General features: G+C 66.8%; 13 protein-coding genes. 6 read left to right on the top strand and 7 right to left on the bottom strand.

The annotated features are described in order from the left end of the window. The first annotated feature begins 18 nt into the window (after window positions 1–18). The 4 genes from QTI04_RS07755 to QTI04_RS07740 are packed head-to-tail and all read left to right on the top strand — an operon-like array spanning window position 19 to window position 2,330. Window positions 19–312 (top strand): ferredoxin, encoded by a 294-nt coding sequence (locus QTI04_RS07755; protein WP_286600837.1) that lies wholly within the window; start codon window positions 19–21, stop codon window positions 310–312. A 39-nt stretch (window positions 313–351) separates the two neighbouring features. Continuing rightward, window positions 352–651 (top strand): 2Fe-2S iron-sulfur cluster binding domain-containing protein, encoded by a 300-nt coding sequence (locus QTI04_RS07750; protein WP_286600836.1) that lies wholly within the window; start codon window positions 352–354, stop codon window positions 649–651. 23 nt (window positions 652–674) lie between these two features. Further along, a complete protein-coding gene (locus QTI04_RS07745; protein WP_286615355.1) occupies window positions 675–1,397 on the top strand; it encodes a sulfite exporter TauE/SafE family protein in 723 nt (240 codons plus the stop codon). An 18-nt stretch (window positions 1,398–1,415) separates the two neighbouring features. Next, entirely contained in the window at window positions 1,416–2,330 is a 915-nt protein-coding gene (locus QTI04_RS07740; protein ID WP_286614898.1) for an ornithine cyclodeaminase family protein, read from the top strand. Between the two features lie 10 nt (window positions 2,331–2,340). Here the strand turns inward: QTI04_RS07740 and QTI04_RS07735 are convergent, their stop codons facing one another. After that, window positions 2,341–3,015 (bottom strand): GntR family transcriptional regulator, encoded by a 675-nt coding sequence (locus tag QTI04_RS07735; protein WP_286600833.1) that lies wholly within the window; start codon window positions 3,013–3,015, stop codon window positions 2,341–2,343. A 236-nt stretch (window positions 3,016–3,251) separates the two neighbouring features. On the opposite strand from QTI04_RS07735, the gene QTI04_RS07730 reads away from it, so the two are divergent. Beyond that, complete coding sequence (locus tag QTI04_RS07730; RefSeq protein WP_286614896.1) at window positions 3,252–4,208, top strand: hypothetical protein; 957 nt, start codon at window positions 3,252–3,254, stop codon at window positions 4,206–4,208. After that, window positions 4,177–6,135 (top strand): S8 family serine peptidase, encoded by a 1,959-nt coding sequence (locus QTI04_RS07725; RefSeq protein ID WP_286614893.1) that lies wholly within the window; start codon window positions 4,177–4,179, stop codon window positions 6,133–6,135. Before QTI04_RS07730 ends, QTI04_RS07725 begins: the two co-directional genes overlap by 32 nt. 8 nt (window positions 6,136–6,143) lie before the next feature. Here the strand turns inward: QTI04_RS07725 and QTI04_RS07720 are convergent, their stop codons facing one another. Genes QTI04_RS07720 through glyQ form a run of 6 tightly spaced genes read right to left on the bottom strand, consistent with a single transcriptional unit; the run spans window position 6,144 to window position 12,318 of the window. Further along, the gene (locus QTI04_RS07720; RefSeq protein ID WP_286600830.1) at window positions 6,144–6,929 is read right to left on the bottom strand and encodes an alpha/beta fold hydrolase; all 786 of its coding nucleotides are present in this window, start codon (window positions 6,927–6,929) and stop codon (window positions 6,144–6,146) included. A gap of 57 nt (window positions 6,930–6,986) precedes the next feature. Continuing rightward, window positions 6,987–7,892, bottom strand: a complete 906-nt coding sequence (locus QTI04_RS07715; RefSeq protein WP_286600828.1) for a M48 family metallopeptidase — start codon at window positions 7,890–7,892, stop codon at window positions 6,987–6,989. Window positions 7,893–7,906: 14 nt separating this feature from the next. Continuing rightward, the gene (locus QTI04_RS07710; RefSeq protein WP_286614891.1) at window positions 7,907–8,671 is read right to left on the bottom strand and encodes a 1-acyl-sn-glycerol-3-phosphate acyltransferase; all 765 of its coding nucleotides are present in this window, start codon (window positions 8,669–8,671) and stop codon (window positions 7,907–7,909) included. Then, entirely contained in the window at window positions 8,671–9,246 is a 576-nt protein-coding gene (gene gmhB / locus QTI04_RS07705) for a D-glycero-beta-D-manno-heptose 1,7-bisphosphate 7-phosphatase (RefSeq protein WP_286600825.1), read from the bottom strand. Before gmhB ends, QTI04_RS07710 begins: the two co-directional genes overlap by 1 nt. Before the next feature lie 18 nt (window positions 9,247–9,264). Continuing rightward, window positions 9,265–11,409, bottom strand: coding sequence for a glycine--tRNA ligase subunit beta (gene glyS, locus QTI04_RS07700; protein ID WP_286614890.1), 2,145 nt, complete (start codon window positions 11,407–11,409; stop codon window positions 9,265–9,267). 3 nt (window positions 11,410–11,412) lie between these two features. Continuing rightward, window positions 11,413–12,318 carry a glycine--tRNA ligase subunit alpha gene (glyQ, locus tag QTI04_RS07695; protein WP_286614888.1) on the bottom strand — a complete coding sequence of 302 codons (906 nt, stop codon included), beginning with the start codon at window positions 12,316–12,318 and terminating at the stop codon, window positions 11,413–11,415. Window positions 12,319–12,468: the final 150 nt, after the last annotated feature.

Here is a 12,468-nt window from a genome sequence, read left to right as displayed (position 1 = left end):
GCATCGTCCTCCCCCACCATGTACGTGATATTGACCAGCAAGCCCGGGCAGTTCCACACCGAGCTCGTCGAGGGCCTGCGGCGCGTCGAGTCCGCCGACTACCTGTTCTTCGGCCGCTGCAAGGCGCGCTTCGTGATCGCGGAAGTCGTGTCGGACTGCCGCATCACGGTGATCGACGAAGTGCCGCCGGAGACCGTCAATCACGTGCCGATCAAATTCTTCGAAAAGTTCGCCACCGTCGAACTGGCGCGCAAGGCCCTGCGCGAACTGGTGCACGAAGGCGATGCCGACGTGGTGCTGGTGCCCACCTGAATCCCTTGCCGCCCGCGGCGCCCGATCCCTCGACTCTTCATGATCCAGATCACCTTCATCAGCAACAACGCCAAGGTCGTCTCCGCGCCCGAAGGCGGCAATCTCCTGCGCATCTCGCTGCGCGAGCAGGGCGGCATCCCCTTCAAGTGCGGCGGCGGCCTTTGCGGCACCTGCAAGTGCCTCGTCGAGAAAGGCGTCGAGCACACCGACGCCATCAAGGCGAAGGAGAAGAAGCACCTCTCCGAAGACGAGTTGAAGCAGGGCTGGCGCATGGCCTGCCAGACCTTCGTGAACGGGGACATCGCCGTGTCCTGGCAGCCGCGGATCCTCGCCAGGTGATCGCTTCGCTGCTGCCCGACGGCATGAGCCTGGCCCACTACGCCGGCATGGCAGCGATGGTGCTCGTGGGCGCCTGCCTGCAGGGCATCGGCGGTGTCGGCTTCGCGATGTTCTCGGCACCCATCGCCGCCTTGTTCTATCCCGAGCTCGCACCGGGGCCGCTGCTCGCGCTCGGCGGTCCGCTCGCATTGATGTCCGCGCTGCGCGAGCTGGACCAGGTCGATTGGGGCGCGGCGGGCGTCGCGCTCATCGGCCGCGTGATGGGCACGCTGGGCGCCGCAGTGTGCCTGATGCTCCTGCCCGCCGACCTGCTCACCGTGATGTTCGCCCTCTTCATCCTCGCGGGCGTCGCGCTGAGCCTGAGCGGGCGTCGCTTCGACGCATCGCGCGGCAACATGGTCGGTGCCGGCATCGCCTCGGGGTTGATGGGCACCATCACTTCCGCGGGCGCACCGCCTTTCGCGCTGGTCATGCAGTACCTGCCGCCGCCCCGGCTACGCGCCACGCTGGGTTGCGTGTTCTTCGTCGGCGCCGTCTTCTCGGTGGCCATGCTGGCGAGCGTGGGCCGCTTCGGCCGGCACGAGCTGTTGCTCAGTGCCTGGCTGTTACCGTTGATGGTGGCGGGCTTCGCGCTCTCGGGCCCCCTCAACAGCCGCGTGCCGCGCGGCGCGGTGCGCGGACTGCTGCTGGGCTTGTCCGCCTTCGGCGCCATCGCGTTGCTGGTGCGCGAAGCCTTCGGCTACTGACCTTCCCCGGAGCCCGTCATGCAACACATCACCGATTCAATGGTCGAGGCGCTGGTCTCGCCGGCGGACGCGCAACAGGTACTGCGCGACGCCTTCGCACGCTTCGGCGAGCGCGAGGCCGCGATGCAGGAGCGCATCCGCACCGAGGCCGGCGGCGTCAAGCTGTCGACGCTCGGCGCCGTCATTCCCGGGCAGGGTGTGGCAGGCGCCAAGGTCTATACGACGATCAAGGGACAGTTCTCCTTCGTCATCCTGCTGTTCTCGACCGACGACGGACGGCCGCTGGCCTCGTTCGATGCCGGCGCCATCACGAGGCTGCGCACTGCCGCCTGTTCGGTGATCGCGGCGCAGCATCTGGCGCGCCCGGAGTCGCGTCGCCTCGCGCTGTTCGGTGCGGGCACGCAAGGCCAGGCGCATGCGGTGCAGATGGCGGCGGTCTTCGGGCTCGAGAGCATCCGCGTCTGCACGCGGAACCCCGCTCCAGGCGCGACGGAAATCCTCGCCGCGCAGTGCGGTGCGCCGGTACGCCTGTGCACTGCCGATGAGGCGCTGGAGGGCGCCGACATCGTCGTCACCGCATCGCGCGCCACCACGCCGCTCTTTGCGGGCGATCGGCTGCCGCTGGGCTGCTTCGTCGCCGCCATCGGCTCCAGCCTGCCGCACACGCGCGAACTCGACGACGTGGCGCTGTCGCGCGCCGCGCTCGTGGCGGTCGAGTGGCGGCCACAGTCATTGCGCGAGGCCGGCGAGCTGGTGCAGGCGGCGGAGGGCGCGTTGCCCGCGGAAAAGATCGTGGAACTCGCCGAGCTCGTCACCGGCCAGGTGCGTGGCCGCTGCGGCCGGGACGACATCACCATCTACAAGTCGGTCGGCGTGGGCTTGGAAGACGTGGCGCTGGCCGGCCTCGCCTGGCGCCGCCTCGGCGAGCGTTGACTCCGCGGCTTCAGGCGGCCGCTGTCGGCGGCGACGGAGGCAGCTCGGCCGCGCTGTAGACATGGCGTGCAGCGAGCAGCGATGCCAGTTCCGCGTCACCGGCCACCACGGCGCGCAGGATGGCGGCGTGCTCCTGCCAGTTGGCATGCATGCGTTCGCGGTTGTTCACCGTGAAGAAGAGAGCCGTTCGCTCGCGCAGCGAACGCATGATTTCCTGCAGCACCGAATTGGCGGCGACGTTGCCCAGCGCTTCGTGAAAGTCGAGATTGAGCGCGGAAATGCGCGCCAGATCGTCGTCGCTGGTGAGTTGCGAGCCTTCGGCCAAGATGCGCTCCAGCTTGGCGATCTGCACCGGATCATGGCGACGTGCCGCCAGCTTGGCGTTCAGTGCCTCCAACGTTGCGCGCACCTCGACCATTTCCTGGATCTGTTCCTTCGTGAAGGTCGTGACCGTCGCGCCGCGCCGCGGCTCGATGGCCACGATGCCTTCGGCAGCCAGGGCGCGCAACGCCTCGCGCACCGGCATCCGCGAGACTCCCAGTTCCTCGGAAAGGCGGCCTTCCACCAACCGTTCGCCCGGCGCAAGCGCCCCGCTCAGAATGCGTTCCCGCAGCGCCGCCAGGACAAGCTTTGTGAGCGGCGCGTGGCGCTCGCCCAATTTGCCATCGATGTTTTGTGCTTCCATTGCTCCAGCGGCGACGCGTGATCTTCACCAGCCAGAGTAGCCGGTATACGAAATCCATATTGTGCCCGGTGCAGCCGTCTTTCAGGCTGCGCAGAGCGGGCCTATGTCGCATGGAGTGGTCCCTCGGCTTGTGGATGCGGCATTCGCGCAATTCCGTAGCATGCGTTCACTCTCGGCTGCGACCCCCGCCTTCGCGAAGTGGACGGCAACCGATACGCTTCCAAGGAGCACGCCCCATGGCCAATCAAGTCAAAGGCGAAACCTCGCCGCACCTCGGCCTCAATCATCCGACAGCGGGCCGCTGCAGCGTCGACCTGTCCATCCTCGCGATCCGCTGGCATGACGCTGCCACCCCGGCCAGGAAAGAGAAGCTGCTCGACGAGTTCGAATTGTCCCTGGTCCAGACCGGCACGACGCAAGACGCGCCGCTTATACGGACCAACCAGACCGAAGGGTTGTCATGGGTCAAGCGCACCGATGGCGCGCCGCTTGCGGAGGACGTGCTGAAGCGTCTCGAAGACAGTGAGCTGATCGAATGGATCGCGCCGGCACTGCGTCCCGAGCTCAGTCGGCACGACGACGAGAAGAACTCGTCACCCGGCAACACCCAACGTGCCGAGCCCCCGGCCCCGGCACTGGCGTTGTTTACCGTCAACCCCACCCGCTTCTACGTGCGCACGTCGGCGTTCGAACGGGCCGGCGGCGCCGCCGCTCTCGGTGCGGGCTTGTCGGTCGACCTCAACCGGCCCGGACGCCTGCGCGGCTTCGTCACGGTGCAGGTCGACAAGCCGGAGTTCACGGCCGGCCGGACCACATTGCACGTGGCCGCGGCTGTCGCCAAGGTCCTGGGGGCCAATGAGGCTGCCGCCGCCAGCGCGGATGTGCGCTTCGAGACGATTCCGCTGCTCTCGCCCCAGGCACATGGCGAGCACCCGCCAGCCGCTCCGGACCGCCCGATCGCGATGCCGACGCGGCTGCCGTCATGCCGCCCCCCGTCGTCGGAGTTCAACCCGAACGATCCGATGTTCGCACTCCAGTGGGGGCTGCAGCGCGTCGGCGCGCCGCGCGGCTGGGAAATCATGCGAGGCGTGCCCAGCGTGACAGTGGCGGTGATCGACGAAGGCGTGGAACTCGGGCATCCTGACCTGGAGGTGCATCCACTTGTCCTGGAACGCCTCCAGCGATACGCCTGACGGCAGCCCGACGGGCAATCACGGCACCGCCTGCGCCGGCATCATCGGTGCGCGACTGGACAACGGCCAGGGTGTGTCCGGCATTGCCGGCGGCGTTCGCATCATGGCGATCGCGACCGCGACCTGGGCCGATGTCGACATTGCCGAGGGCCTGTACTTCGCCGCCGACAATGGTGCACGCGTGGTCAGCATGAGCTTCGGCGTCTATGCCTCGTGGAACTTCTGGGACTTCGATCTGATTCGCGACGCGCTGCAGCACGCGCACGACCAGGGCCTGGTGCTGGTGGCCGCGTCGGGCAACGAGATGCCAACGTGGCTCGCTTCCCGGGCAGCGACGGCCGCACCTTGTGCGTTGGCGGCAGCAATCGCAGCGACGAGCGCAAGCGGATCGGCGACGCCTCGTCCGAAGCCTGGTGGGGCGCGAGCTACGGCCCCGACGTGGACGTCGTCGCGCCGTGCCTGGAGATGCCAACGACCGATCGGCTTGGCGGCTTCGGCTACTCGATCGGTGACTACTATGACCGCTTCAACGGCACCTCCTCGGCCAACACCTGTCGTGGCTGGACTTGCCGGTCTGCTGCTGTCGCTGCGACCGTCGCTCAGCAACGTCGAGGCGCGTCACATCATCGAATCCACTTGCGACAAGATCTCGCCGGCGCTGTATGGCTACGCCAACGTGCCGTCCAAGCCGAGCGGCACATGGAACGAGGAAGTCGGCTATGGGCGAATCAGCGTCGAGCGTGCGCTGCTGCAGGCGTGCGCTGGCGAAGAGACTTGCAAGGACGACGAATGCACCGGCTGCGGTGGCACTTGCGCCGAACCCACGCCCGAGCATTGCCGCGGCCCCAAGCCAGTCCCATGGCTGCCGTTCGACCGCTGCATGTACTTCTACGAAACGCGCGTCTTCGATGGCGTTGCACGCGATGCGCAGCAGCGGATGCGCCTGCGCGTCACCTATCAGCATTGCCTGAAACTGATCGGCCGCCAGCAGGGCCCGTTGCTGTATACGACCACACTGCTGCCCGGCGAAGAAGTGCGCTTGTTCGAATTCGACCGCTACCGGCGCACCCGATCCGAGACACAGCGCATGTCGGTGCACACCTCGTTCCGCCAAACCCTCAGCGCGCTGTCGCAGAGCCGCCGATCTGCAGCAACCTCGGCTTACGTCGACACGCTCAACGATATCCGCACGCACAGCGACACCTCGGTATCTGCAGGCGGAGGGTTGGCGGGCTTCCTGGGTGCACCCACTGTCAAAGGCGAGTTCGGCGTCGACACGGAGAGCTCAGTGGCCAGCGGTGGCTCCGTGCGCACGGCGTCCGAGCAGTTCTCGCAACTCGCTCTGATGGCATCGCAGGCGATGGAAGCCGAACGCTCCACGGTGGTCAGCACCTTCGAGGAGCAGGAGCACGTCAGCACCACCGCGCGCACCCTGAAGAACCACAACCACTGTTATGCGGTGACCTACTATGTGCGCCGCGTCAACGAGGTGTACGAGGTGCATTCGCGCATCGAGTCCATCGAGTGGCGGCTTGGCGACGGCGGCGCATGGCGGTCGGCCAATGACCTCAACGGAGTCTCGGACGTGTTGCGCAAGCTGATCGCCGAGATGCTGCGCGAACTCGTCAAGGACGGGCAGGTCACTCGCGACGCTCGTTCCATCACCCTGCCCACCGACGGCACGCTCTATGAAGCCGAGCTGGCCCATTGCGCTTCATGCGAGCCGGTCTTGTTGGCCGAAGCCAATGTGCGCCTCGAGCAACTGAGGCTGATGGCTCGCCGGGCCTGCCTTGAAACCGAGTTGCTCGAGATGGAGGTGGAACGGCGGCGCGCGCTGGCGCGCAGCACCCAGCCTGCAGCGCTGGATTTCGGCCAGTGGCACCTGGGAACGGCGGAAACGGTGGTGGTCGATGGAGGGTCGCACTGAGCCGATGTTCAGTTCGGCATCGAGATCGAAGGTGCCGCCAGTCTCGATGGTTCGGTGACCCAATCCCAGACCCGCCCGGGCGCCTCGACCATCACGTTGTGACCATTCGGTCCGAGATCCCTGGCATCGGGATCGAGGGCACGCATGTGCTCCATCGTCACCAGCGCGTCATCTCGCCCGCGACCGAGATGGACAGGGCAGCGGGCCAGCGCCATCAGTTCGGACAGAGGCGGTTTGCCCACGGCATGGGCTCCGGGGTCCATCGCGAGACGCCACCCATCGCCATCACGCGCGATGCCCCTCGCGGCGACGGGTGATGTTGCATTCGCGATCCCGGCAAGGCCGGCGACCTTCAGGTATCGCTCCCACGCTTCTCCTTCCGTGGAGAACCACTTGGCAGGCTGGGAGGCAAGCGTCTGCATGCGGCGGAGTTCATCGTCGCTCCATGCGATCTTGATGCCGACACCGAAGACCTGATGCGGTCTGATCCCGAACCAGCCCGTCGCCAGGGCCAGAGCGATCACGCCGCCCAGCGAGTGTCCGAGAACCACGAGGCGTCCTTCGGGATGAATGTGCGGCAGCGCGGCGCGCCCGACGCTCGCGGCGTACTGGCCGATGGCATAAGAGTTCAGTCGGGCGGACTTGCCGTGGCCGGGCAAGTCCAGGGACAGCCAGCGGCCGCTCCAGCGATGGCCGGCCTCCGCGCACATGGGCGACCACACAGCGCCCGTCGCGCCCATTCCATGCAGCATGAGGAGAAGGTCCGCACCTTCGCCGCCTGTTTCCACGTACATGTTCACTGTCTCCTTCGCACCTTGGATGGCACGAGGCTACTCGACCGTCGCGTCACCTCACCAGCGCGGCACTGGCTCATCCTTGAGTTGCCTGCGCAACAGCTCATAGTCCGGCACCACGCTCTCCACCGTCTCCCAGAACCGCGCACTGTGGTCCATCACGCGCAGATGGCTCAGCTCATGCGCCACCACATAGTCGATCACCGACATGCGGAAATGCACGAGCCGCCAATGCAGCCGGATGGCGCCATCCACACTCGCGCTGCCCCAGCGCGTCGATGCGTTCGACAGCGACAGCTTGTTCCACTTCACCCCGAGTCGCGGCGCGAAGTGATCGAGTCGTTCGATGAAGATGCGACGCGCCTGCCGCATGAGCCAGGCTTGGGCGGCGTCACGGATCTGCGCCGACGTGGCGTTGTTGGCCACCGCGAGACGCAGGGTGCGCGGGCCGTCTTCCGTGCACGCATCGAGCACCGCGCCGATGCCGTCGAAGGCGTGGTGCGGGTCGAGTCGCACGGTCACGTCCTGGCCCAGGAAGGGAAAGGTCACGCCATCCTTCCACTCGATGCGCGCGGCTTCGAGCCGTGCGTGGCGCTGCTGCGTCTCGGCCAGCTTACGCAGGATCCAGTCGGACTTCTCGAGCACGGCCGCATCGACGTCGCGCAGCGCCACCCAGCGCGGCGCGCGCACCGACAGGCCATCGGCCCCGACAACGAAGCCGATGGTGCGGCGCTTGCCGCGCGTGAACTCGTAGGCCACGCGGGCAGGGCCCAGCATGAGTTCGCGCGAGGCGCGCGGGTGGACGAAGCTCGCGGGGCTCAGGGCGTCGGCGAGCGAGATCGACGGCAGGTTGCTGCCGGGCGCCGGCGGTGTCCGGGGCTCGGCCGGGCGAACGGCCGGCGGCGACTCGACGGCTGCAGGAGCGTCGAAGAGATCGAGCGTGAACTGCAGCAGACTGCGCATGTCGGGAAGGTGGTTCAGGCGGTCGTCGATGCCGCCGAGGCCGCGGGCGCGTAGGCCTCGGGGTCGAGCCGGCGCATCTCGCTTTCGATCCAGGCCTCGACTTCGCGCATCAGTTCGTCAGGCCGTCGGCCGACACTGGGGATGGCCGGGCCGATCGACACGTCGACCACGCCCGGACGCTTGATGAAGGCCTTGCGCGGCCAGACCTTCGCCGAGGTGACGGCGACGGGGATGACGGGCACACCGGTCTCGCAGGCGAGCCGCGTGCCGCCGGTCTTGTAGGTGCCTTGCTGGCCGCGCGGAATTCGTGTGCCCTCGGGGAACATGATGATCCAGATGCCCTGCTCCAACAGCTTGCGGCCTTGCGCGACGACCTTGTTGAACGCCTGCGTGCGCTGGCTGCGGTCGATGTGGATCATGTCGAGCCGGGCCATGGCCCAGCCGAAGAAGGGCACGTAGATCAGCTCCCTCTTGAACACGAAGGCCAGGGGATGCGGCATCAGCGTGGGCATGAGGAAGGTCTCGAAGGTCGACTGGTGCTTGACCAGGAGCACGGCACCGGCGAGCTTGTCGGTCGGCAGGTTCTCCATGCCGGTGACGCGGGTGCGGATGCCCAGCAACACCCGCGCGCCGCCGATGGCCCAGCTGAGCCATTGCACGGCCATCCAGTACAGCGGAATGCCACGCCTCCAGATGGAGCAGACGCACATGATGATCCCCCAGGGGATCACGGTGACGAGCATCCACAGTGCGTGGACGATGGAACGGATCAAGGACATCAGACGGCGACCTTCAGGGCGGCTTGCTCTTCTCGCTGGAGCAGGAAATCGACGAAGGCGGGAAGGTCCTCGTGCACGATGGTGTTGGGCGGATAGTCGGGCGGCAGCGGCACGCCACGGCAGGCCGCGCCCATGCCGGTGAGCAGCAGGTGCGGCTCGCAGCCGGCGTCCGCGCCGGCCTGGAGGTCGCGCAGGCTGTCGCCGGCGGTGGGCACGTGGGCCAGATCGACGCCGAAGCGTTCACCGATCTGGCGGAACAGGCCCGGCTTCGGCTTGCGGCAATCGCAGCCTTCGTCGGGACTGTGCGGGCAATAGAACACGGCTTCGACGCGCCCTCCGACGGCCGCCAGCATCTTGTGCATCTTTGCGTGCATGGCGTTGAGCGATGCGACGTCGAACAGGCCGCGGCCGAGGCCGGACTGGTTCGATGCGATGACGACGTGCCAGCCCGCATGGTTGAGCCGGGCGACGGCTTCGAGCGCGCCGGGCAGCGGCGTCCACTCGATGTCGCTCTTCACGAAGTCCTCGCGGTGCACGTTGAGGCTGCCGTTGCGGTCGAGGATGACGAGTTTCATGGCGTGTCGATTGTGGGGTCAGGCGGCGAGACGTTCGAGCTGCGCGACGCGGTTCATCGCGTTGTGCAGCAACATCAGCAGGCCGAGGCGGTTGAGGCGCAGATCGGACTGCTCGGCATTCACCATCACGCCATCGAAGAAGGCGTCGACGGGTGCGCGCAGCGCGGCCAGGGTCTGCAGCGATGCGGTGTAGTCGCCTTCGTCGAACTGGGCATTGGCCTGCGGCACGATCTGCTGCATGGCGGCGTGGAGCGCCTTCTCGGCGGGCTCGTGCAGAAGCAGTTCGCTCACGTGGGCGTCGGCTTCGGGCGACTTCTTGAGGATGTTGCCGATGCGCTTGTTGGCCGCGGCGAGTGCCGGTGCTTCGGGCAACGACGCAAAGGCGCGGACGGCATCGAGGCGCTTGGGAATAGTCGCCCACACCCCGAGCTTGCGCACGTACACCGCTGCATCGATCTCGACGGCGGAATAGCCTTCGTCCTTGAAATAGCTCTTGAGACGTTCGATGAGGAACTCGTCGAGTTCGACGCTTCGATCCTCCAGGAGGCCCGGCGGGAACACCCCGAATGCCTGGCGCGTCAGTTCATAGAACTGCAACGGCAGCGAACGCTCGATGAGCATGCGCACCACGCCCAGGGCATGACGACGCAGCGCAAATGGATCGCGATCCCCGGTGGGCAAATTGCCGATGCCGAACATGCCGACCAGCGTTTCGAGCTTGTCGGCCAACGCGACGGCAACGCCCACCATGCTGCGCGGCAACGTGTCGCCGGCGAAGCGAGGCTTGTAGTGATCTTCGATCGCGTCGGCCACCAACGGATCGAGCCCGTCGTGCAATGCGTAGTAGCGACCCATCGTCCCCTGAAGCTCGGGGAATTCGCCGACCATGTCCGTCACGAGGTCGGCCTTGGCAAGTTGCGCTGCCTGCACTGCATGCGCGGCCAGCCTCGAATCGTCGCTCGCGGCGCCCAACTGTTCGCCGACGAGGCGCGCGATCTGCATCACACGCCGCACCCGCTCGCCCTGCGTGCCGAGCTTGTTGTGATAGACGACCTTGGCCAGCGAATCGACGCGCGAGGCCAGCGACTTCTTGCGGTCCTGGTCGAAGAAGAACTTGGCATCGGCGAGGCGCGGGCGCACGACGCGCTCGTTGCCGCCGATCACGGCACTGGCATCGTCGGGCCGGATGTTGCTGACGACCAGGAACTTGTTGGTCAGGCGGCCGGCTGCGTCGAGCAGAGGGAAGTACTTCTGGTTGGCCTTCATCGTGAGGATGAGGCACTCCTGTGGCACGTCGAGAAACTCGCGTTCGAATTCGCAGACCAGCACGTTCGGGCGCTCGACCAGCGCGGTGACCTCGTCGAGCAGCGCATCATCGAGAACCGGCTGCGTGCCGCCGCCTACCTTCACGGCGGCATCGGCGAGCTGGCGTGCGATTTCGGAGCGGCGAGCCTCGAAGCCGGGGATGACGGCGCCGTCGTCGGTCAGTTGCTCCGCGTAGTGGTTGGCGTCGCGCAGCACGATGGGATCGACAGTCGCTTCGAAGCGGTGACCGTGCGTCTCGCGTCCTGCCTTCAGGCCCAGCGCCTCGACCGGAACAACCGTGTCGCCGTGCAGCGCGACCAGACCATGCGCCGGGCGCACGAAACTGACGCTGCTCCAGCCCGGCAGCTCGCAGCCGGTTTCGAGCTGGTAGCTCATGACCTTCGGGATCGGCAGCTTGGCGATCGACTCGGCCAGCGCCTTCTGCAGGCCTTCGGCCAGCGTCGCGCCCTTGGCGGTGCTCTCGAAGAACAGCGCCTCGGCCTTGCCGTCCATGGCGCGGCGCAGTCCCGGCACGGCCGATGCATCGGCGCCCAGCGCACCCAGGCGCTTGAGCAGCGCTGGCGTTGCGTTGCCCGATGCATCCAGACCCACCGTCACCGGCATGAGCTTCTGCGAGACGGCCTTGTCGGCGGCCTGCGCGAGCACATCGGTCAGATGCGCGGCGAGCCGGCGCGGCGAAGCGTAGGCGGTCATCACCGAGCCGGCATCGGCCAGTCCCTGCGCGACGAGTTGGTCGCGCAGCACGGAGGCAAAGGCATCGCCGAGTTTCTTCAGCGCCTTGGGGGGCAGTTCCTCGACGAAGAGTTCGACGAGCAGGTTGTTCTTGGGGGTGGTCATCGATCAGGCCGCCTTCTTCGTGATCTGTGCGACCCACTCGCGCGGCGCCATCGGGAATCCGAGCCGTTCGCGGCTCTCGTAGTAGCTCTGCGCGACGCTGCGCGCGAGGTTGCGGATGCGGCCGATGTAGGCCGCGCGCTCGGTCACGCTGATCGCACCACGCGCGTCCAGCAGGTTGAAGCAGTGAGCAGCCTTGAGCACCTGCTCGTAGGCCGGCAGCGCGAGCTGTTGTTCCATGAGGTTCTTGGCCTGCTTCTCGTGCGCGGCAAAGGCCGTGAAAAGGAAGTCGGCGTCGCTGTGCTCGAAGTTGTAGGTCGACTGCTCGACCTCGTTCTGCTTGTAGACGTCGCCGTAGCTGAGGCCGTCGGTCCACGCCAGGTTGTAGACGTTGTCCACGCCCTGCAGGTACATCGCGAGCCGTTCGAGCCCGTAGGTGATCTCACCCGTGAGCGGCCGGCAGTCGATGCCGCCGACCTGCTGAAAGTAAGTGAACTGCGTGACTTCCATGCCATTGAGCCAGACCTCCCAGCCGAGCCCCCACGCGCCGAGCGTCGGGTTCTCCCAATCGTCCTCGACGAAGCGGATGTCGTTCTTCTTCAGGTCGAAGCCCAGCGCTTCGAGCGAGCCCAGGTAGAGCTCGAGGATGTTGCTCGGCGCTGGTTTGAGCACCACCTGGTACTGGTAGTAGTGCTGCAGGCGGTTCGGGTTCTCGCCATAGCGCCCGTCCTTGGGCCGGCGGCTCGGCTGCACGTAGGCAGCCTTCCAGGGTTCCGGCCCGAGTGCCCGCAGGAAGGTGGCCGTATGCGAAGTGCCCGCGCCGACCTCCATGTCGTACGGTTGCAGCAGCGCGCAGCCCTGGTCGGCCCAGTAGGCCTGAAGCTTGAGAATGATTTGTTGGAAGGTCAGCATGTCAGCCCTGGGTGGCCACGGCAGGGAAGAGCCCCACGCGGCGAACCAATCATTTTAAGAGCCAGCCAGCCGGCCCCTCCTCTTGCAGAAATACCGCGGATCCGGCTCCGCCGGTCCGCCTATTGCCCCCTGCAAGGGGGAAGGCGTAGC

The organism is Variovorax sp. J22R115 (genome assembly GCF_030317005.1).
Taxonomy (GTDB): domain Bacteria; phylum Pseudomonadota; class Gammaproteobacteria; order Burkholderiales; family Burkholderiaceae_C; genus Variovorax.
The sequence above is the reverse complement of the archived record's forward strand: the minus strand, read 5'-3'. Positions and strand labels throughout refer to the sequence as shown.

Bases quoted from the DNA above. Each gene is read 5' to 3' on its own strand.
- QTI04_RS07740 (WP_286614898.1), top strand. From the start codon at position 1,416: ATGCAACACATCACCGATTCAATGGTCGAGGCGCTGGTCTCGCCGGCG.
- QTI04_RS07720 (WP_286600830.1), bottom strand. From the start codon at position 6,929: ATGTACGTGGAAACAGGCGGCGAAGGTGCGGACCTTCTCCTCATGCTG.
- QTI04_RS07745 (WP_286615355.1), top strand. From the start codon at position 675: ATGAGCCTGGCCCACTACGCCGGCATGGCAGCGATGGTGCTCGTGGGC.
- QTI04_RS07715 (WP_286600828.1), bottom strand. From the start codon at position 7,892: ATGCGCAGTCTGCTGCAGTTCACGCTCGATCTCTTCGACGCTCCTGCA.
- QTI04_RS07755 (WP_286600837.1), top strand. From the start codon at position 19: ATGTACGTGATATTGACCAGCAAGCCCGGGCAGTTCCACACCGAGCTC.
- QTI04_RS07730 (WP_286614896.1), top strand. From the start codon at position 3,252: ATGGCCAATCAAGTCAAAGGCGAAACCTCGCCGCACCTCGGCCTCAAT.
- glyS (WP_286614890.1), bottom strand. From the start codon at position 11,409: ATGACCACCCCCAAGAACAACCTGCTCGTCGAACTCTTCGTCGAGGAA.
- QTI04_RS07750 (WP_286600836.1), top strand. From the start codon at position 352: ATGATCCAGATCACCTTCATCAGCAACAACGCCAAGGTCGTCTCCGCG.
- gmhB (WP_286600825.1), bottom strand. From the start codon at position 9,246: ATGAAACTCGTCATCCTCGACCGCAACGGCAGCCTCAACGTGCACCGC.
- QTI04_RS07710 (WP_286614891.1), bottom strand. From the start codon at position 8,671: ATGTCCTTGATCCGTTCCATCGTCCACGCACTGTGGATGCTCGTCACC.
- glyQ (WP_286614888.1), bottom strand. From the start codon at position 12,318: ATGCTGACCTTCCAACAAATCATTCTCAAGCTTCAGGCCTACTGGGCC.
- QTI04_RS07735 (WP_286600833.1), bottom strand. From the start codon at position 3,015: ATGGAAGCACAAAACATCGATGGCAAATTGGGCGAGCGCCACGCGCCG.